This is a genomic window from Phormidesmis sp. 146-12 (assembly GCF_052939495.1).
This window is the reverse complement of sequence record NZ_JBJPHS010000024.1, coordinates 35,365-55,939: the sequence shown is the minus strand read 5'-3', so window position 1 is coordinate 55,939 and position 20,575 is coordinate 35,365. Positions and strand designations below refer to the sequence as shown.

Below are 20,575 nucleotides of genomic sequence, written 5' to 3'. Positions count from 1 at the left end.
AGGCATAGAATGTCATTCATTTTAAATGATGATCCAGCGAAGTCAGAAGAGGCTCTATTGCTGGCAAAGGTTGCCCAAAAAGATCAGGCTGCACTGTCCCAACTATATGATCGCTACGCTCGAATTATTCACGCCATCGCCCACAAAAGTCTGAGATCGACCGAGGAAAGCGAAGAGGTTGTGTTGGATGTGTTTTCACAAATCTGGCGCACGGCCGATCGCTACGACCCCACTCGCGCCAGGGTGGACACATGGATTTTTATGCTGGTTCGCAGTCGAATTTTAGACCGATTACGCAGTTTGCAGCGGGCCACCAAGACCGAAATGGCTTCGATCGAGGCGGTTCAGATCCAATCGGGTAAATCTAGCGTAGATCCGATCGAAGATGCCCTAATTTTAGAACGTCGGGATATTGTGTCTACTGCCCTCAGCAAACTTCCGGATGAGCAGCGGCAAGTCATCGAGTTGGCCTACTACAAAGGGTTGTCTCAGAGCGAAATTGCGGCTGAGGTGGGGGCTTCTTTGGGCACGGTCAAAACGCGAGTTCGTCTGGGGCTGAGTAAGCTCCGCACGGCTTTAGGAAATTGGCAAGAATGAGAAGTGGGTGGGAACTCTGGACTCTGAACTTCGGACTCTGGACTGCTACTAAAGTCTCTAGTCGAATGTCTCCGGTCTGATGTAACGATTCCCGTGTCTCTAGTTCCATTTCTCTGGTCTAATGTCGCTGCCTCTTCTGCCGCGTTAATCTAGATAATTGCCAGGAGACCTTGAATTCAACCCCTAAAATTAGAATGCGTATTATTTTTGATCCAAGTTCATATACTTACGATGAAGCAGAGATGTGATGGAACCTGAAAATCCTTGTATTGATGAGATGATCGCAGCGCGCTCGTTAGATATTTTGGACGAGGACGATCGACGGTTGGTAGATCAGGCGATCGCGCAGTCTCCAGGATTGGCAGCAGAATTGGCAGATTTTCAGGCGGTGGTGGCGGCCCTAGCTTATAGCGCTCCCAGTCCGGCGATCGCGCCCAATCTCAAAGAACGGTTGTTTGACAAGATTAGAGTTGCAGATTCCGCGCGGCCGCTACCCGGTGATCGATTTGTTCGCGCTGAGGATCAAGTGTGGCAACCTCATCCTTTTGTCCCTAGAGTGACGATCGCTATTCTGCATCGCGATCGAACTGACCGTAAGTTGACTTGTCTTTTACGGGCTGAAGCCGGGGTGACTTATCCCACTCATCGTCATGCATCGGTTGAAGAAATCTACATGCTGGAGGGCGATTTGGAGGTGGCGGGGCAGGTCTATTATGGGGGCGATTACATTCGCTCAAGTCAAGGCTCTAGTCATGCGCCTCATACCCAGGGCGGCTGTATGTTTCTGATCAAGACATCGCTGGATGATGAATATTTCAATTAACTTAAATTTGGACTTTGAACTAGAAACCTGATCTAAAAGTCCCCCAGAATTCGGGGATTTAGCGATTATCAAAATCTGGATTGCCGATCGTCTTGCAACCCTTTCTCGTTAGTGCAGTCTTTAGTCTCCTACTAGAAGACTTGTAAACCAGAATCTTGTCTAAAAGTCCCGCAGAATTGGGGGGTTGGGGGGCAGAAGTGCCCAGCAACGAAACAAAAAAAATTGTCGAATTGACTTAAGCTATAAAACCTTTTACACCCTCCACAAAACCATCCGAAGCACAGAAGTTAATTTGTAACGATTCAACTCGGCAATCGCCATCACACGCTAAAAGACATCCAGAGAACAGACAGACTTTAGAGAAAAGTTTATGAACAAGATAAGCAGATCAGTAGTATAAAAACAATCTTGTTTAACCCAACTGATTTGCAAGTTCTTTTCTCTATTATGATGACCGTTACTCATGCAAGGCTCACTTAGACGCATTTTCACTGGGGCACTCTTTTTTGCAATCACGTTTGCCCTCGCCGTAATAGGCTATGTCATGGCAGGCTGGTCAGTTTTGGACTCCGTTTACATGGTGGTGATCACCACATTTGGAGTGGGCTATGGCGAAGTGCGCCCGATCGACACCCGCGACAAAAAAATCTTGACTATCCTGGTCATCGTCGCCGGAACATCATCAGCCGTCTACATGGTCGGCGGTTTTGTCCAAATGATTACCGAAGGTGAAATCAACAAAGCATTAGGAGCCAGAAAAATGACCCGCGCGATCGAAACCCTAGAACAGCACATTATCATTTGTGGCTTTGGGCGCATGGGGCAAATCCTAGCGCGAAAAATAGCCGATGCCAATCTGCCCTTCGTCGTCATCGACAACAACCCCGAACGCATTGCCAAAGCCGAAACCCTCAACTACCTGGTGCGACTCGGCAGCGCTACCGACGAAGCAATTTTGTACGCCGCAGGAATCGATCGAGCCAAGGTTCTCGCGACGGTTTTGCCCGATGATGCCGTTAACGTGTTTATCACTCTGACGGCGCGTGAGTTAAATCCTAATCTGATGATCTTGTCGCGGGGCGAGCTTCCTTCTACTGAGAAAAAACTTAGACTTGCGGGGGCCGATCAAGTCGTTCTCCCCGCCGCCATCAGCGCTTTGCGAATGTCTCACATGATCACTCACCCCGCCACTTTGGATTTTCTAAATCAAGACGACGGCCGCAGCAATCTCAACGAGTTACTTGCTCAGGTGGATGTCCAGGTGGATGAGTTGGCGATCGCGCCTGGTTCTCCAATGGTAGGAGTCACGATCGGCGATATTGAATTTCGCGGCAAAGGCACGTTTATCATCGTTGCACTGCGCCAAGCCGACGGAACGACCATCAATCATCCCAGCCAGTCGCTAACCTTAGCCGAAGGAGATGCGGTCATTGTCATGGGGCACCGAGGCGACATTCCAAAATTTGTTCGTAGGCATGTGGTTAAGCGTCCTGGTCGATATAGAGGCGCTACGTTTTGATTAGCCAACCAGTAGAGTGCGATCGGAGCACGTACGATCGTCCCTTTTTTTATAAACAGTCCTTTTGCCCGTAGCGCTACTGATGGCTTTTCCTGGGCTTCGCTAGGTATGCGGAGTCACTTTTTTGGAAATTTGTTGAATTGGTAGTTAATGAGAAACAATTCAGGCTCTATTTCAGTAATAACACTTAATTTATTCGTTAGGTAGTAGAAGATCAACTTTTTACAGACTCTCAGAGATCCGTGAAACCATCGTCCAGAAAGGCTTCTAATAAAGAATTAACCAAGAACGATCGAAAGTAGTGACGCAGCCCAAAAGAACTGTTAGAAGTATTAGAAGATACACAGTACGGTTGGAGAACTGTCACCCCAACGGACTGATTTCAAGACCTTAGCTGCACTTCATTTACACATCCATGAACACCAAATTCTTCTCAGGTTTCCTCGCTGCGACCGCTGTTGTCACCGGAGTGGTTGCTCAGTCTTCAGCCGCATCAGCCGCCGCTCTTTCTCCCAGCGACACCGTTTGGAATAGCGCTCAACCCACCATTCTGGACAAGTCTCAAACAGGCTTTGACGACGCACCCTATCAGCAGTACGTCCAAGCAGAAAGTGTTGAGCTTCCCAATAGCGGACAGTTCAAACTTGATGCCGCCAAGCTCAAGCTCAAGTATGACTACAACGTTTCTGCATTCTTCATCAACGAAGGGGCAGGCTACCGCAACCAACTCGCCTTTACGTCAGAGGGTGCAACCAACACCAAAGGGCTGCTCTTTGGAGACATCTCTTGTGAAGGAAGTGGTTGCGTCGGCGGTTGGGGCGGAAACGCACTGAAGCTGGGAGATGGCGTTAGATTGGGTCAGATTTTGGGCGGTTCTCAACTCGACTTTTCTCTACGCGCAGATGGTCTAAATCGGGGCACAGGCGCAAACGTCTTTGGCACCCAGACGGCTATGAATGCAGATGGTCTTCAACACGTCGTGGCTTATGCGGTCAACAATCGCTACTTGCTGCTGGGCTTTGAAGATCTGTACGGTGACAAGAATGCGACGGGCGGCAAAAACGAAAACTCCGATCGTGACTTCAACGATACAGTCTTCATCGTAGACATCGGTGAAAAGAATGTTAGAGCACTGATGAAGCCTGTGCCTGAGCCTTCTGTCGCGCTGTCCTTGCTGGGTCTGGGGGCTGCGGGTCTGATGCTGCGTCGCCGTCAAAACAGCACCGTCAAATAAAGTTTCTGCTGTTCCTAATCCATGTGAGTAGTTCGTAGTCTGTGCTGCGGACTACTTTTTTTGTGTTAGTTCAATTGAGTTCTTTCACGTCGTTATTTAACGCTTCTACCCCTGACTCCTGAGTCTAAGAAACTTTAAGCCAATTTTTGTGGAACTCGAAAGTTTGAGAAAAGCGGCGCATCAGAATTTTTGCAAGGCACGATCGCAGATTCCTTAGACATTGGATTCAGACATTGCATAGAAAGAGCGATCGCGCCAAACATTAGGCTCCTAGCCAGCGGGCTGCATCTTTGGCATGGTAAGTGAGAATCAAATCCGCCCCGGCCCGTTTGAAACTAGTCAGCGTTTCTAGAACAATCTTCTCTTCATCCACCCAGCCGTTGAGCGCTGCCGCTTTGATCATCGAATACTCACCCGATACGTTGTAGGCGGCTACCGGAAGATTGGTCGCTGCTTTGACTTGATGAATGATATCCATGTAAGACAAGGCGGGCTTGACCATGAGCATATCGGCTCCTTCTGCGATGTCGAGTTCGATTTCTTTGATCGCTTCACGCACATTGCCAGGGTCCATTTGGTAGGTACGGCGATCGCCAAATTGGGGGGCTGATTCTGCTGCGTCTCGGAACGGCCCATAGTAGGCAGAGGCATATTTAGCAGCGTAAGAGAGAATTGGGATGTCTTCAAAGCCTGCGGCATCCAGTCCTTCTCGAATCGCTGAAACAAAGCCATCCATCATGCCAGAGGGCGCAATGATATCGGCTCCTGCCTTTGCCTGAGCGACGGCGGTTTTTTTCAATAATTCCAGCGTTGGATCGTTGAGAACTCGTCCCGTCAGATCGCCAACTTGGAGATAGCCACAGTGACCATGCGGCGTATATTCACAAAGACAAGTGTCGTTGATCACGATCAGATCGGGTACTGCTTGTTTGACGGCAGTCGTCGCTTTCTGGACAATTCCGCACTCGTGCCAAGCGTCCGTCGCATCCACATCTTTGTCAGCAGGGATGCCAAACAAAATGATTGCAGGAATACCCAGGTCGTAGACTTCTTTGGCTTCTTCGACGATTTTGTCGATCGACAACTGAAACACCCCCGGCATGGAGCGCACTTCTTTGGCGATCGCGTCACCAGGTACCGCAAACAGCGGGTAAATCAAATCACTGGTAGTCAACACATGCTCACGAACCATCCGACGCAGTTGAGGATGATTGCGGAGACGACGGGGACGATGAGTTGGAAACATAGGGACTGAAGGAAGTTGGCTGAATGTTTGCAGTATTTTAAGAGTCTAAGGCCTTCGGAGGGAGGAAGTACTTATATGGAAGATTACAAAGTGTAAAAGTGAGAGAGGGAGGAGGGAGGAGGGAGGAGGGAGGAGGGAGGAGGGAGAACTGGCTTTGGGGTTCTTTGGTTAACAGGGTTCGTGAGTTGATCGAAAGCTAATGCATGGAGTCTCCTCACGAGTTCCTCAGATGATTGTTTTATTCTTTGAGTGAGAGGTACTGTTTTTGTCTCGTAGGCTAGAGGTGAAAGGGTGACCATGATCAAAACGATGGCTTCAGACTTATCGCTTGATGAACTGTGGGAGACGGTGCCGTTGGGTGAGCAGACTTTTCGACCTGAGCAAATTACCCATCTTCCTGAGTCGGTGCAGCAGTATCTCAACCACGCCATTGCTGACAAAACAGTGCTTGCATCGGCGGTTCGCTTACGGATGCATGGCGAAATTAAGTTGCAGCGTTGGCTTCCCTTTAGAGCGGAGCAAGTGATTTGTCGAAGTCGAGGAATGATCTGGCAGGCTACAGTGCGAATGAATGGCATTCCGATCGAGGGATTTGATCGTCTGGTTGATGGAGCAGGCTCAATGCAATGGAAACTGTTGGGCATGATTCCAGTGATGATGGCCGCGGGGGGTGATGTGACGCGATCGGCCCTTGGTCGAGTTCAGGCAGAATCGGTCTGGTTGCCGTCTATCTTTTGTGACGATCGCGCTGATTGGACGGCTGACGGTTCACGTCTTCACGCTCAATTTCTCGCCTATGGCAATTTAGCAAAGCTCTCGCTGACAGTTGACCAGGGGCGACTTCTAACAGTAATGTTGTCGCGCTGGGGCAATCCAGAAGGGGCTGAGTTTCATGATGTGGACTTTGGAGCGATCGCAGAAGAAGAACGAACGTTTGGCGGCTACACGATTCCGACTCGACTGCGAGTGGGCTGGTATTTTGGCAGCAATCGCTTTGAGTCAGAGGGCGAGTTTTTTAGAGTGACGATCGAAGATGCGATCTATCGATAAATCAGGGCGTAGGACGAGAAGCCGATTTGGGTGGGGGAATCGTAATGTCGATCGCCGTTACGGGTTGCCCCAGACTGGCGAGTGAGGGTTGAATATCTTTCTGATTGCCCACGACTAAAGTCACAATTTTTTCAGGCTGAAGATATTTTTTTGCAACACTTTGAACATCAGCGATCGAGGTTTTCTCAACTTGCTGGCGATACCGAAAAATGAAATCCATCGGATACCCAAAGTACTCATATCTCAGCAATCGCGAAAGCGTCTGACTGGGATCTTGAAAGTTAAAGATAAACGAATTCAATACAGAATCTTTAGCGAACGCTAATTCACTTTCAGAAACAGGCTGAGTGCGAATCTTTTCTAACTCGCCCAACACTGATCGAATAAAGGGAACTGTCGCGTCCGATCGCGTCTGTCCTCCTGCTATAAATACGCCTGGGTAATCGAACTGCGGACTCCAACTGGCGTAAACTGAATACGCAAGACCCTGGCGCGATCGCACTTCGTTAAATAGTCGCCCTCCGAATCCACTTAACACATTGTCCATAACAGACAGCGCTGGGTAATCGGGATTTTTTAGCGTATCGCCCAGATGCCCCATTTGAATATAGCTTTGCGTTAGCTGTGGCTGACTGACAAAGAAGATACCGCCCTGTTTGGCTTGAGAAACGTCTGGTAGTGAAGGAGTGGATCGAGCTTTTGCGGAATTCCAGGTGTTGAATTTTGACTCGATGAGCGATCGCATTTTTTGACTATCAAAATCACCGACAATTCCCAGAAGCATATTTTTGGGATAGAAATAGCGTTGGTAAAAACTGATTAAGTCTTCACGGGTGACGTTTTCTAGCGTTGTATATTCAACCGTTCTCGCGTAGGGGCTAGTGTTGCCATAAATAAGTTTTTCAAATTCTCGACCTGCAATTTCATTGGGATCATCGTTACGTCGAGCGATTCCTCCTTGCGTTTGCAGTTTTGCTAAATTAAATTTTTCAGGCGCGAAGGCTGGCTGCTGAATCACTTCTGCAAACAAGTCAAAGACTTCCGTTAAGTCTTCGCTGAGAGCGCTAAAACTGGCACTTCCTGACGTAGAGCCAATGCCCGTTTCGACGGAGGCCGCCCGTTGTTCTAGGCGTTGATTGAGTTGGTCAGGGGAGTTTTTTTGAGTGCCGCCCGATCGCATCACGGCTCCAGTCAATCCCGCTAAACCTGTTTTATCGAGGGGTTCAAAGCGATCGCCTGTACGTACCAGTGCTGTACCGCTGACCAAAGGCAATTCGTGATCCTCCATCAAGTAGACAATCATGCCGTTTTGAAGCTGAAAGCGAGTGTAGTCAGGCAGCTTAATTTCGGGAGGGGATGAAAATTTGAGATCGGTGTAATGCTTGGGTACGTCAGCAGAAGCTGGGAGAATCAACGCCAACGATAACAGCAACGCAGGCAAGACAATGAACGAAAATACGAGTGTAACAGTTTTTGCAATCCGATTTTTACGATTCATTGCTTTCATTCAACACACAATTCCTAACAAAACTTTCAACACTCAAGCCAACAGTTCGTCAACGCCCATTCTAAAACCTGGTAACACGATTTGAGTACAAACCACTTCACCAGAACCAAAGATTTTTCTCGTCTCCTGAGTCAGGACGATGACCCAAAAATTGTTTGGGAAAATTAGCCAAACTTCTTCACCACCAGACTGCAAATACTCATAGGCTTTTGCAATCACAGCTTCTGCAAAGTCAGTCGGTGAGACCACTTCAGCACTCAACGGAAAACTTTGGGGCAGCGTTTCAGCATTGCCAAACTGAGCCACTAGAGATGGATTCAAGTAGGCAACATCTGGCTTGCGTCCTTGTTTGTTTGTGCGACACGGCGCTTCTGTATAAACTTCTCCACCCAGCTTATTTTGCTCTTTGTAATTCTCCCAGTGAGTTGCCAGTTTTGCCTGGACTCGACCATGCTTCAGCGTCATTCCATTATTTGCAATGAGATGTCCATCAACCCAAACCTCCGGATTCTTATGGATTAGCGCTCCATTGACCCATTCTGTCCCTTTCACAGGGTTTTGCATCCAATCTTCTAGAGAGCAGATTTCTCGCAAACTGGTAGAAGTCATTTTGTTACTCCTGTTACGTCTTGATTTGAGCTTAACGTTCTAGAGGCAGAATGCGTCCGATCGTTCGATTCTCAGCCGTAAAGGTTGCTTTAGCGACGCGTTGGACATCATTGGGAGTGATGTTGGCGATCGCTTCCAACTCTTTGAATAAATTGCGCCAGCTTCCGGTTTTGACTTCATACTCCAACAACGATTCAGCCATGCCGCTATTTGAGTCGAGCGATCGCAGCAATCCCGCTTTTGCTTGAGTTTTTACCCGGTCTAATTCTTGAGCAGAAACCAACTCCGTTTTCAGGCGTTCTGTTTCCGATCGCAGCGCTTTTGCCGCATCTTCCACTGATTTTCCGGGAGCCGTCAGCGCGTAGAACAACATTAAGTTGGGATGTTTGTCGCCGGGAAATCCATTGAGTCCCTGGGCGGCCAACGCGACTCGCTTCTCTTCGACCAGAGATTTGTATAAACGAGACGTGCGCCCATCGCTGAGAAGACTGGCGATCGCTTCGTAAATAATACTATCGGGATGGTTCAATGCGGGACGGTGATAGCCTTCGAGATACCAGGGTTGTGAGTTGAGACGCAGGGTGACTTCTCTAGTCTGAGTTTGAGGTGGCTCCACAGCCGTTACATCCGGAGGAGCAGGTCTTGATTTGAACCGACCAAAATAAATCTGGGACAAGCGCTTCACTTCTTTGGGATCGACATCTCCCACCAGGGCGATCGTCAGATTATTGGGCGCATAGTGGGTCTCAAAAAATTCCTGCACATCTTTGCGCGTCAGATTGCGAATATCCTGGTCGTAGCCAATCACCGGACGCTTGTAGGGATGAACCTGAAACGCTTTGTCTAAAAAAGCTTCGATCATTTGCCCGATCGGGGAGTTATCCGTCCGCAGTCGGCGCTCTTCGAGAATGACAGCTTTTTCTTTGTAAAACTCGCGAAACACTGGCTCCAAAAAGCGCTCTGACTCCAACGACATCCACAGTTCTAATTTGTTTGCTGGGAAGCTATAAAAATAGCGAGTGGCATCGCTCGACGTATTAGCATTCAACCCCACGCCGCCTGCTTGCTCAACGATGCGTCCCAGTTCGTTTTGCTCAACCAGCTTGGCGGCTTCGGCTTCGATGCGATCGAACTCCTGCTGCAATTTAGTCGCTTCTGCGCCTTTTGCAGTTTGGATTTGTTCAGAAAGCTGATCTAAGCGATCGAGCAAGGGCTTTTCTGCTTGAGCATTCGTCGTCCCAATTCGCGTCGTTCCCTTAAAGGCCAAGTGTTCTAAAAAGTGAGCCACTCCTGTTTTTCCGTCCGGCTCGTCTGCGCCGCCCACATCTGCATAGGTGAGAAACGAAACAACGGGAGCCTGGTGCCGTTCTAGAACAATAAACTTCATGCCGTTGTCGAGCTTAAACTCGGTGACCTGATCAATCACTCGATCCACATAGGGCTGAATGGATTGAGTCGGCGGAACTTCGGTACGAGCATAAGCGGCTTGAGGCAACCCTTCCCACGTCAGAACGATCGCCAGAAAAACTACCAAACGAATCACCAAACATCTGAAAACTTGACTTTGCAGCAATGGATCTCACTCACGATGAAGAGCAACGGGATCAAACTCTTTAAACGATAGTGAGTAATGGCAATTTTTGGGGAATTTTTAACGAGTTTCTTACTGACGAAAGCTGCGCTGACGGTAGAAAATATAGGTGTCAAACAGGGCACCGACCAGAGCACAGGCGCACCCAATCACCAGTGAGCCTTCTAGCGCGTTACCATTACCAAAGGTTTGAAGAAAGATTTTGACCTGCTCAAGCCCCATTCGAGAAAAGCCAGCCAGCCAGGGAAACAGCCCCAATAGCCCTAGCCCGGCGATCGCGCTTCCAACCAACACCAAAGGGGCAATAAAGCTGAAGACGCTTGTCAACGCGAGAGAACGCAAATAGCTGGATGCAAGGCTCATATACATGGCACACTCTGAGCAGTCATACAGGACAGGTAAACTGGAAAAACGCTTTCCGAGTCTTCCTCCAAACTTCTTCCAAGATAGAAGTGATCAGGGTAGTTCCGACCAATTGTTCAGAAATCTTAAATCTTTATAAAGAAACTTGGTGAACTTTCTCACAGCAGTATGACATTCACCCAAAGATTTTTTTTGTAATCCGCTTTACCAGTTGCTGACCTATTGGAGAGATTTAGGCAGATCTACTTAGGGGCAGAATTTGCGTTTCAAACTTGGTTAAATGGCTTGTGTCTTCAGAGTGATGAAGGAACGATCGCAACTTCGTAAAATCACTCCATTCCGTTAATTTGACACTGAGGAGTTTCTATGCAAGTCCTTAAACATCCAGAAGCCAACAATAATCCTGGTGATCCTCGAAATCGTGAAGTGGTTTTTCCGGGCTACGACATTCAGGACGGTAACTTGGCGACTCCGATCAATTCGTCTCCGATCGTCCGGGCTTATATCAATGCACTCCCAGCTTATCGGGCTGGATTGTCACCGCTGCGTCGAGGGCTAGAAGTGGGAATGGCTCACGGCTACTGGATTTTTGGCCCATTTGCCAAGTTGGGGCCGCTGCGCGACACTGATATTGCTAATCTGGCTGGGCTGCTGTCTACGATCGGGCTGCTAATCATCTCCACACTCACCCTTTCTCTCTATGCCAGCAGCAATCCTCCTGGGCCGACGGTTACCATTACAACGCCCAATCCACCCGATACATTCCAATCAGAACACGGTTGGAATGAGTACGCCAGTGGCTTTTTGATCGGGGGAATTGGAGGAGCAGCCCTTGCTTACTTCTTGCTGAATAATATTGCTTTGTTTAAGAACTTTGCGGCAGGGCTGTAGGCGATCGTCATTGCTACTTTCTTAGACTAAACAAGATTGAATTCACATTAAAAAATCAGGCGGATGCAATCGATAAGACTGGATCTGCCTGATTTAGGTTGAAGCGTAATCTAGTTGACCGACTGTTTGAGCAGTTTGAACAACAATTAACAAGTGAAGTCAGTTAACAGACCGCAGGAACAGGCTCAAAGAGGGCTGACTCAATCTTGCTCAAGGCTTCTTCGAGGTCATCATTGACGATTTGAATGTCAAACTCATGAGCCGCATTCACTTCTTCTCTGGCTCTTGCCAAACGCCGCTCGATCGCACTGTCAGAATCTTGTCCCCGTCCACGAATGCGAGTTTCTAACTCACTCATCGAAGGGGGCAAAATAAACATTCGCAGCGCACTGGGGAAGGTTTTGCGAATCTGCCTCGCTCCGTCTAGTTCGATTTCTAATATTACCCACTGTCCTGCTTGGATCTTGTCTTGGACTGCCTGACGAGGAGTGCCATAGCAGTTGCCCGCAAATTCTGCCCATTCCAGTAGTTCGCCCTGCGCGACCATCCGCTCAAATTGGAGCCGCGTCACAAAGTAATAGTCTCGTCCGTCAATTTCTCCAGGACGGGGAGCGCGAGTTGTGACTGAGACAGATACATAAATTTCTGGATGACGACGAAGCAGCGATCGCAGTAAGGTGCCTTTTCCTACACCGCTTGGCCCCGTCAAAACAATGAGTCTACCCTTGCCCATAGTCTGCCTCGAATGCGTTAGCGCTAAAGTTCCCGGTTTTGTGATTATGTGAGTATAGCGTGTAACCTTTATGAGTTTGGAGTTCTGAGTTCTTAATCCAAAACTTGGAAGAAGTCAAAACGCTACTCTTCTGTCTCTCTGGTAAAAACAAATCGATTGGCCACCGTTTCGGGCTGAATGGCTGAGAGAATAATATGTCCTGAGTCTGTAATAATCACGGCTCTAGTGCGTCGTCCATAGGTGGCATCTACGAGCCTTTTTTCGTCTCTTGCGTCAGTGATGAGTCGTTTGATAGGGGCAGATTCAGGACTGACGATCGCCACAACTCGATTGGCGGACACAATATTGCCAAACCCAATGTTGATCAACTTGATATCGGTCATGGGCGGTTTGTCCGATCGAGCCAAGCTAGGGAACTCACCCCTCATCGTATCTGCAAAAAAATCTCACTACAAGGTAAACACGCAAACTTAATAGATAGCTTTTGGATACCGGACTTAAGACAGCAAATTCAAGACATTAAACTCAAAACCTTTTCTATTCACTTCTATTCACAGTCTAGCCAGTCCTGAATTCCTTATTTTTACACCACACGATAGACTCAAGAGAGGGATGAATTCGTAACAGATGAATTAAAAACAATGGTTGCAGAATTGAACTGTCAAACCTGAAGACTGTTCATCCTCGATTGTTCATCGTTTCTAAAGAACTATTTTGCAACCTGTTGACCTAACGACACTGACCGCGGCCTGCTGCGAAATTCGGACTGATTGGCTGCCTGCTCGATTGGAGCAAGTCTATCAGCACGATCGCTTTACGGTATCTCTGGCGCTCCGCACATTAGATCGGCGAGGTTGGTTAACGATTTCCTGGCATCCGCAAGCGGCTCGAATTGGGGTGGGCAGTCCACCGCCTCGGACTCCAGATACCTTTACCTTTAGTCAACAGTTGCGTCATCAGGTGGGAAATCTGGCCCTGGTGGCGATCGTCCCTGTGGCTGCGTGGGAGCGTGCGCTCGATCTGCAATTTGCCAAACGTCCGGGTGATCCGGTTTTGTGGCATTTGTATGTCGAGATTATGGGCAAATACAGCAATGTGATTTTGGCAAATCAGGACAATCAGATTGTGACAGCGGCTCATCAGGTGAGTTCTAATCAATCTAGCGTTCGCCCGATTCAGACGGGTCAGCCTTATGAGTTGCCGCCTGCGCTCAGAGATCCGAGTCCCACTTTGAGCGAAAGTTTGGAAAGCTGGCGATCGCGCGTTGCGCTGGTGCCCGGTGCCATTCGTCGTAACCTGCTCAAAAACTATCGGGGTCTCAGTTCTGCCCTGTTGCTCTCAATGCTGCAAGCGGCAAAGCTTGACCCAGACGAATCGACCGAAAATTTGACCGATGCAGATTGGGATCGCTTGTTTGACCGCTGGCAGACCTGGCTAAAGACGCTAGAGAATGGCGAGTTTCAACCGGGTTGGACGGCGACAGGCTACACCGTAATGGGTTGGGCCATGACTGAGCCAGTGAGTTCGGTACAAACGCTGCTTGATCGCTACTACACCAACCAACTCAACCAGCAGGTTTTTGGGCAACTTCGTCATCAAATTCAGCAGAAGCTCAATACGCTGTTGGGCAAGCTACGAGTCAAAGCAGATTCTTTTAAAGGTCGGTTGGCGAGCGCTGATCAGGCTGATCAATCAAAGCAGCAGGCCGATTTGTTGATGGCGCACCTGCATTTGTGGGAACCGGGACTAAAAGCGATCGAGCTTCTAGACTTTGAAACCGAGCAGCCGATCAAGATTCCCCTTGATCCCGAAAAAAACGCGGTGCAAAATGCTCAGGCACTCTACAAACGTCACCAAAAATTAAAACGAACTCGTGGGGCGATCGAGCCGTTACTTCAAGCCGTTCAAGAAGAAATCGACTACCTCGAACAGGTCGAAGCCACGCTGACTCAATTTACAGACTATCAAGCGCCCGAAGATTTAGAAGCGCTGGAAGAGGTGCGCGAAGAACTGATTCAGCAAAATTATATAGAAGCGTCTGACTACCAAAAAGAACCAGCTAAAGAAGATGCGGCAAGTCGTCCTTATCAGTACAAAACGCCCAGCGGCTTTGAATTATTGGTGGGAAGGAACAATCGACAAAACGATCGACTGACGCGATCGGCAAATGAATACGATCTCTGGTTTCACACTCAAGAAATTCCTGGCAGTCATGTCCTTTTACGACTGGAACCTGGAGCCGCGCCTGACGAATCTGATCTGCAATTTGCGGCTGACTTGACGGCCTACTACAGTCGCGCTCGACAAAGTGAGAAAGTCCCCGTCGTCTACACCGAACCCAAGCACGTCTATAAACCTAAAGGCGCAAAACCTGGAACGGTTATCTACAAGCAAGAGCGCATCCTCTGGGGACAGCCTCAACGAGTCAGCGAAAAGTAGCGATTAGACCCGGCAATCAGTCAGGCTTTTCGATCGCGTCCTCTACCATTAGAAAGAGCTATGTCACCAAACTGTGAATATTCGTGACAAAAAGTTTGTGTATGTTGTTACAATGTTGAGCGAATAGGGCTTAATGACCTAGAAGGAACCCGCCGCAAGTATGGGAACACGTGGATGGGTCTTCTCCAATGTAAAAAGATACGAAAACGACAACAGGTTGATTTGGGCCGGCTTTTTGACAAAGCTGGCTATTTTTTTCGCCAAACGTCACTAAGACGAACCTTCACAAAGGGTTGGCAATTACTAGTTTTTACCAGTAAATTTTGAACACTGCCGTATCACAAAAAACAGTCTGCTTTCTCTAACATCCAAGGTGAGCGATCGAAAGCGTTTCGCGATATGATGCAAAGCCATTAATGCCCCCAAGTCTCGGTAAATCCTTTCGGTGAATCCTAACTACGCACTCGTTCACGAATGGTTAACGCCCAAAGCAACAGGTGGCTCAGAACTTGTTGTGCAGGAAATTCTCAAACATGTGGATGCTGATTTGTACGCACTGATTGATTTTGAATCGGTGAATCCCAAAAGCTACCTTTATCAGCGCAAGATTGGCACGACTTTTTTACAGCATTTTCCGTTTGCTCAAAGGGGTGTTCAGAAATATTTGCCGTTTTTGCCGTTGGCGATCGAGCAGCTTGATCTGCGTCACTATGATGTGATTCTCTCGTCGTCTCATGCAGTAGCCAAAGGCGTTCTCACGGCTCCACATCAGATGCACATTTGCTACTGTCACGCCCCAATGCGGTATGCCTGGGATCTGACATTTGACTATCTAGACGGCAGCAGATTAGGGCGGGGTTTGGCAGGCATTCCGACTCGATATTTGTTACATCGACTGCGCCAATGGGATGTGATTTCTGCCAATCGAGTCGATCATTTCATTGCCAACTCTAAAACCACGGCTCGACGCATCTGGCGCTACTATCGACGATCGTCCAAAGTGATTTATCCCCCTGTGAATATCGATCGCTTTCCGTTTAACTCTGCCAAACAAGATTTTTATGTCACGGTTTCTCGACTCGTTAGCTACAAAAAAATCTCACTGATCGTTCAGGCGTTTAATCAATTGGGATTGCCTTTAGTTGTGATTGGCAGCGGTGCAGAACTCAAACACCTGCAACGCATCGCCCAGCCCAATGTTCAGATTTTAGGATGGCAACCCGATGAAGTCGTGAGCGAGTATCTTTCTCAAGCCAAAGCCTTTGTCTACGCGGCTTACGAAGATTTTGGTATCGCTCCCGTCGAAGCTCAAGCCTGCGGAACTCCTGTGATCGCGTTTGGGGCAGGCGGCACTTTGGAAACGGTGCGAGATGTGCGGCAACACGGCAGCCAAGGAACGGGCGTTTTATTTTCTGAGCAAACTGAACAAGCGGTGATCGAAGCGGTGCAAATTTTTGAAACACACTATCCTATTTTGGAGCCAGCCGTCGCCCGATCGCACGCTCTTTATTTTCGAGCCGATCGCTTCCAACAACAGTATTTGTCATTTTTAGACATCGCTTATCGAGACTTTCAAGCCAAAAACTCCTGACATTCTGGACGAATTATTCAAAATTACCTATTTAGAGGGGAGCAAATTCACTCAGAAGGAGTCTATGGCTTTATGATTTGACTGTGTGGTGTGGAATTGTTAAGGAGTAAGATGACTGCCGAAAGCCGACTCATCTCCGGTAAATCTATTCGGACATTTCTCAAGCGTGAGATAAGACCGCTTATTCTCAAAACCCTGCATGGGAAACGCGCTAAAAGAATGTTTGATATTGCATTCTCGCTTGCAGTTTTAATTTTGTTTTCTCCGGTTTATCTGCTTCTCTCGATGCTGATTGCGCTCAGTTCGGAGGGGCCGATTTTCTACGTGCAAGAGCGCGTCGGGAAAAACTACAAACGATTTGGCTGCATCAAATTTAGAACGATGGTTGCCAAGGCCGACGAAGCACTGGTCGAGATCATGGAAACCTCTCCCCAGATGCGCCAGGAATTTGAAGACAATTTCAAACTCAAGTACGACCCGCGCATCACCTGGATTGGTCAGATTCTCAGAGTTACGAGCCTCGACGAGTTTCCTCAATTTTGGAACGTGCTGAAGGGCGATATGAGTGTGGTCGGGCCGCGTCCCCTTGTGGTAGAAGAATTGCCCAAATATGGACAACATATCGATCGCATTCTCACCACTCGCCCTGGCATCACAGGATTGTGGCAAGTCTCCGGGCGTAACGACATCCCCTATCCTCAACGGGTCAGAATGGATCTCTACTACGTCAACGCTAGAAATTTTTGGCTAGATCTGCGGCTGATTGTGAGAACGATCGGGGTTGTCCTCTTCCCAAAAAACAACGGCGCGTATTAGATTGCAAAGCGCACCCTACGTCAGCTTTGGCCTTATGAAATATCGGGGTCTGTAGAAAACTTCGTAACTGAATTTTCAAAATCAATCGAATTGATCGACTTTCTGCTCAAAGCTTTACAAAAGCTTCAGGGAGTCGATTTTTTATGTAGAAACCATCAAGCCTGACCGCCGATCCGGACTAAACCCCCCTTGCGTGTATTTACTAGCAGCACGGCTCTATCAAATTTGCGTTTCTATCGTTTGGTTTCTAGTTTTCATCAAAGATCAAAACGCGACCTTGAGCAGTCCAGCACAGTACGGCGAGTGATGAATCCTTCAACAAATCTTGTTCTAGATTCTATCGAACCTTCATCACCCAAACAACCGCTTTACGGTAGCCTGGATGTTATTTGTGCGGCTGTCCGAGGGATAACTAGAGGTAGAAAATCCAAGATAGATTGACGTTACAGTAATCGGAAGCGAGTCAGCGATCGTGCATGGCGACTCCTTTCTAACCAGTAGTTGCAGGCGAGGAAAATCAAGAATGACGCAGCGTAAGCGGGCACTTTTAACGGGTATCACAGGTCAAGACGGCTCCTATTTGAGCGAATTGCTTCTCGAAAAGGGCTACGAAGTTCATGGCATTATTCGTCGGACTTCGACCTTTAACACCGATCGCATCGATCACATTTACGAAGATCCCCACGTTGAAGATGCAAGACTGTTTTTGCACTATGGCGATCTGGCAGATGGCACCACGCTGCGCCGCATTTTAGAAGAAGTTCAGCCTGTCGAAATCTACAACCTGGGCGCTCAATCTCACGTCCGCGTTAGTTTTGACTCGCCAGAATACACCGCCGATGTTGTCGGAATGGGCGTTCTGAGAATTCTAGAAGCCATTCGTGACTATCAACAGCGCACCGGAATCGAAGTTCGCTTTTATCAAGCAGGCTCTTCTGAGATGTATGGCAAAGTTCAGGCCGTCCCTCAGAATGAAGACACGCCGTTTTATCCTCGCAGCCCTTACGCCTGTGCCAAGATGTACGGTCACTGGCAGACGGTCAACTACCGCGAATCCTATAACCTGTTTGCGTGTAATGGGATCTTGTTTAACCACGAATCTCCCCGTCGCGGCGAAACCTTCGTGACTCGCAAAATCACCCGCGCTGTTGCTCGGATTGTCGCTGGCAAACAGAAAAAGCTCTTTATGGGCAACCTGGATGCCAAACGCGACTGGGGCTATGCCAAAGATTATGTGCGGGCGATGTGGCTGATGCTGCAACAAGAACAGCCCGACGACTATGTGGTCGCTACGGGTGAGACGCACTCGGTCAAAGAATTTCTGGATCTGGCTTTTGGCTACGTGAATCTGGATTGGCAAGACTACGTTGAGTTTGACGATCGCTATCTCCGTCCGACGGAAGTGGATCTGTTGATTGGCGACCCTGCCAAAGCCAAACAAAAGCTCGACTGGGAACCCTCTGTCACCTTTGAAGAGTTGGTTCACCTGATGGTTGAGGCTGACTTAGGCGCATTGGGCTTAGGCTCCCCCGACAGCAAATTTGCTCAAGATCACGCCACCATTCGCCAAAATCTTGTCGGTAGCACATCGTTTTAGGATCGCACTCGCCCTGGAGAAGAGCATGACCTCAACAACGTTAGATCTCAAAAATAAGCGGATTTTGGTAACGGGCGGCGCTGGCTTTTTGGGTCGTCAAGTGATCAGCCAGCTCTGTGACGCGGGGGCTGACTTAGAGAAAATTACGGTGCCGCGATCGCAAGACTGTGACCTCAAGCAGCTCGAAAACTGTCAACGGGCAGTCGATCAGCAAGATGTGGTTGTTCACTTAGCGGCTCACGTCGGCGGTATCGGTCTCAACCAGGAAAAGCCTGCGGAGTTGTTTTATGACAACTTGATGATGGGCACTCAGTTGATTCACTCGGCGTATCAGGCAGGGGTTGAGAAGTTTGTCTGCGTGGGTACGATCTGCGCCTATCCCAAGTTCACACCCGTTCCGTTTAAGGAAGACGACATCTGGAACGGCTACCCCGAAGAGACCAACGCCCCTTATGGGGTTGCTAAAAAAGCTCTGCTGGTGCAGCTTCAAGCCTATCGTCAGCAATATGGATTTGATGGCATTTACCTTCTGCCTGTGAATCTATACGGCCCCGAAGACAACTTTGATCCGCGCAGTTCGCATGTGATCCCAGCGTTGATTCGCAAGGTGCATGAGGCGCAGATTCGAGGTGACGAGCAGCTACCCGTGTGGGGCGATGGCAGTCCGACTCGCGAGTTTCTCTACTCGGTGGATGCGGCGAGAGGAATTGTGATGGCCACTCAGGCGTACAGCGATCCTGAACCTGTCAACTTGGGAACGGGGTATGAGATTTCGATTCGCGATCTGATTACCTTGATTTGTCAGTTGATGGAGTTTAAGGGTGAGATTGTTTGGCAAACGGATAAGCCCAATGGTCAACCGCGTCGCTGTCTAGATACCGAACGGGCAAAAGCCGCTTTTGGTTTCACCGCTCAGGTCGGATTTGAGGAAGGCTTGAGAAATACGATCGCCTGGTATCGCCAAAACGCGCAGTAGTCGATCGCTCAAAATTCATCAGCTTGTAGAGATACTCCAACCGGGTGTCTCTCTTGCTTTTTAAAGGGTTTTTGGAAGACAAACATCGGGCGCACAGAGATGGGGGAACGCGATCGTCGTCACCTTCAAGTTAGCTATAGCGTAATCGCTGAAACGTTTGTTGAGAAATGTTTTTACGCTGTGGACGGTTTCTATAAAGATGAGATTAATTTCAATCTCATCTTTGGCTATTCCCTGTGGGTACGCACCAAACCTTCTCTTTGGGCATTGATAAAACCTACTTTACAAACTCTCTAGGAGGAATTAAACTTTGATGGTTAGTGAGCATTCACCAGGAATTTAGTTATGAGCCTTTGGGACAGCATTTTAGCCGAATCAAACGCAGGTTTTACTGGAAGTACACTGGCTTTTGGAGATCCTCGCGATGTTTTCATAAATAGTGTTAATAGAAATTCTTTGAACACCCAATGGTTTTTTCAAGGTGCTGTATGGAGAAGCAGTTATTCAGATCAAGGTATCTACGGCAATACTGCCGCAGGTGGGAATGGTAATGACTACACCACGGCTTACAACGAATACAGCAGCGGAATAGACTTTTTGTTTGGCGGTGCTGGAGCAGACACTTTTGTTGCAGGTGATCAATTTGGTCCTCACTATTTTAGTAACAATTTCGGTCTTACGAATCCTCGTTTTGCAGTTGTTACTGACTACAACATCAATGCAGTTGATATGGTTCAGTTATCATCACTAGGACTTAATGGCTACACTTCTGGCGAAATTAATCTTCCTGGTAATGCAATTCCAGATGCGGTTCTTTATTACAACAACAAACCAATAATGGTCTTTTTGGATACTCCTATAACTAGTTTGAAGTTTACTCTTGGCTAGAGTAAGCGCGAATCTTGCTGTAAGTTAAAGAATTCACCAGCAGAGAATCCACAAACCAATAATGGTCTTTTTGGATACTCCTATAACTAGTTTGAAGTTTACTCT

Annotated in this window: 19 protein-coding genes; 12 read left to right on the top strand and 7 right to left on the bottom strand. The window is 48.3% G+C overall.

What is annotated here, in order from left to right; all coding sequences use genetic code 11:
- Positions 1-9: 9 nt before the first annotated feature.
- The 4 genes from ACKFKF_RS12710 (at position 10) to ACKFKF_RS12695 (ending at position 4,173) form a co-directional block, all read left to right on the top strand.
- Positions 10-597: a sigma-70 family RNA polymerase sigma factor gene (locus ACKFKF_RS12710; protein WP_446868040.1), complete on the top strand. Its 588-nt coding sequence runs from the start codon at positions 10-12 to the stop codon at positions 595-597.
- Positions 598-844: 247 nt separating this feature from the next.
- Entirely contained in the window at positions 845-1,420 is a 576-nt protein-coding gene (locus ACKFKF_RS12705; RefSeq protein ID WP_446868039.1) for a cupin domain-containing protein, read from the top strand.
- 463 nt (positions 1,421-1,883) lie between these two features.
- Positions 1,884-2,939 carry a potassium channel family protein gene (locus ACKFKF_RS12700; RefSeq protein WP_446868038.1) on the top strand — a complete coding sequence of 352 codons (1,056 nt, stop codon included), beginning with the start codon at positions 1,884-1,886 and terminating at the stop codon, positions 2,937-2,939.
- 415 nt (positions 2,940-3,354) lie between these two features.
- Complete coding sequence (locus ACKFKF_RS12695) at positions 3,355-4,173, top strand: DUF4114 domain-containing protein (protein WP_446868037.1); 819 nt, start codon at positions 3,355-3,357, stop codon at positions 4,171-4,173.
- 262 nt (positions 4,174-4,435) lie between these two features.
- On the opposite strand, the gene hemB is transcribed toward ACKFKF_RS12695, so the two are convergent.
- The gene (hemB, locus tag ACKFKF_RS12690) at positions 4,436-5,419 is read right to left on the bottom strand and encodes a porphobilinogen synthase (RefSeq protein ID WP_446858241.1); all 984 of its coding nucleotides are present in this window, start codon (positions 5,417-5,419) and stop codon (positions 4,436-4,438) included.
- A 297-nt stretch (positions 5,420-5,716) separates the two neighbouring features.
- On the opposite strand from hemB, the gene ACKFKF_RS12685 reads away from it, so the two are divergent.
- Complete coding sequence (locus tag ACKFKF_RS12685; RefSeq protein WP_446868055.1) at positions 5,717-6,469, top strand: DUF6544 family protein; 753 nt, start codon at positions 5,717-5,719, stop codon at positions 6,467-6,469.
- Between the two features lies 1 nt (position 6,470).
- Here ACKFKF_RS12685 and ACKFKF_RS12680 read toward each other — a convergent pair whose 3' ends face one another.
- From ACKFKF_RS12680 to ACKFKF_RS12665, 4 genes are all read right to left on the bottom strand, one after another.
- Positions 6,471-7,976: a M16 family metallopeptidase gene (locus ACKFKF_RS12680; protein WP_446868036.1), complete on the bottom strand. Its 1,506-nt coding sequence runs from the start codon at positions 7,974-7,976 to the stop codon at positions 6,471-6,473.
- A 33-nt stretch (positions 7,977-8,009) separates the two neighbouring features.
- Positions 8,010-8,585: a Uma2 family endonuclease gene (locus tag ACKFKF_RS12675; protein ID WP_446868035.1), complete on the bottom strand. Its 576-nt coding sequence runs from the start codon at positions 8,583-8,585 to the stop codon at positions 8,010-8,012.
- Positions 8,586-8,616: 31 nt separating this feature from the next.
- Positions 8,617-10,119, bottom strand: coding sequence for a M16 family metallopeptidase (locus tag ACKFKF_RS12670; RefSeq protein WP_446868034.1), 1,503 nt, complete (start codon positions 10,117-10,119; stop codon positions 8,617-8,619).
- A gap of 129 nt (positions 10,120-10,248) precedes the next feature.
- A complete protein-coding gene (locus ACKFKF_RS12665) occupies positions 10,249-10,545 on the bottom strand; it encodes a hypothetical protein (RefSeq protein WP_446868033.1) in 297 nt (98 codons plus the stop codon).
- A 360-nt stretch (positions 10,546-10,905) separates the two neighbouring features.
- On the opposite strand from ACKFKF_RS12665, the gene ACKFKF_RS12660 reads away from it, so the two are divergent.
- Complete coding sequence (locus ACKFKF_RS12660; RefSeq protein ID WP_446858235.1) at positions 10,906-11,430, top strand: photosystem I reaction center subunit XI; 525 nt, start codon at positions 10,906-10,908, stop codon at positions 11,428-11,430.
- Between the two features lie 163 nt (positions 11,431-11,593).
- On the opposite strand, the gene gmk is transcribed toward ACKFKF_RS12660, so the two are convergent.
- The gene (gene gmk / locus ACKFKF_RS12655) at positions 11,594-12,163 is read right to left on the bottom strand and encodes a guanylate kinase (RefSeq protein ID WP_446868032.1); all 570 of its coding nucleotides are present in this window, start codon (positions 12,161-12,163) and stop codon (positions 11,594-11,596) included.
- A gap of 122 nt (positions 12,164-12,285) precedes the next feature.
- Positions 12,286-12,546, bottom strand: coding sequence for an extracellular matrix/biofilm regulator RemA (remA, locus tag ACKFKF_RS12650; protein ID WP_446858233.1), 261 nt, complete (start codon positions 12,544-12,546; stop codon positions 12,286-12,288).
- A 331-nt stretch (positions 12,547-12,877) separates the two neighbouring features.
- Here remA and ACKFKF_RS12645 point away from each other — a divergent pair, with 331 nt between their 5' ends.
- From ACKFKF_RS12645 to ACKFKF_RS12620, 6 genes are all read left to right on the top strand, one after another.
- On the top strand, positions 12,878-14,602 hold the full coding sequence (locus ACKFKF_RS12645) for an Rqc2 family fibronectin-binding protein (protein ID WP_446868031.1): 1,725 nt from the start codon (positions 12,878-12,880) through the stop codon (positions 14,600-14,602).
- Positions 14,603-15,047: 445 nt separating this feature from the next.
- Positions 15,048-16,193, top strand: a complete 1,146-nt coding sequence (locus tag ACKFKF_RS12640) for a glycosyltransferase (protein ID WP_446868030.1) — start codon at positions 15,048-15,050, stop codon at positions 16,191-16,193.
- Positions 16,194-16,304: 111 nt separating this feature from the next.
- On the top strand, positions 16,305-17,009 hold the full coding sequence (locus ACKFKF_RS12635) for a sugar transferase (RefSeq protein ID WP_446868029.1): 705 nt from the start codon (positions 16,305-16,307) through the stop codon (positions 17,007-17,009).
- Positions 17,010-17,532: 523 nt separating this feature from the next.
- On the top strand, positions 17,533-18,606 hold the full coding sequence (gene gmd, locus ACKFKF_RS12630; RefSeq protein WP_446868028.1) for a GDP-mannose 4,6-dehydratase: 1,074 nt from the start codon (positions 17,533-17,535) through the stop codon (positions 18,604-18,606).
- Between the two features lie 25 nt (positions 18,607-18,631).
- Entirely contained in the window at positions 18,632-19,582 is a 951-nt protein-coding gene (locus ACKFKF_RS12625) for a GDP-L-fucose synthase family protein (RefSeq protein WP_446858228.1), read from the top strand.
- A gap of 345 nt (positions 19,583-19,927) precedes the next feature.
- Positions 19,928-20,470 carry a hypothetical protein gene (locus ACKFKF_RS12620; RefSeq protein ID WP_446868027.1) on the top strand — a complete coding sequence of 181 codons (543 nt, stop codon included), beginning with the start codon at positions 19,928-19,930 and terminating at the stop codon, positions 20,468-20,470.
- The last annotated feature ends 105 nt before the right edge of the window (positions 20,471-20,575 follow it).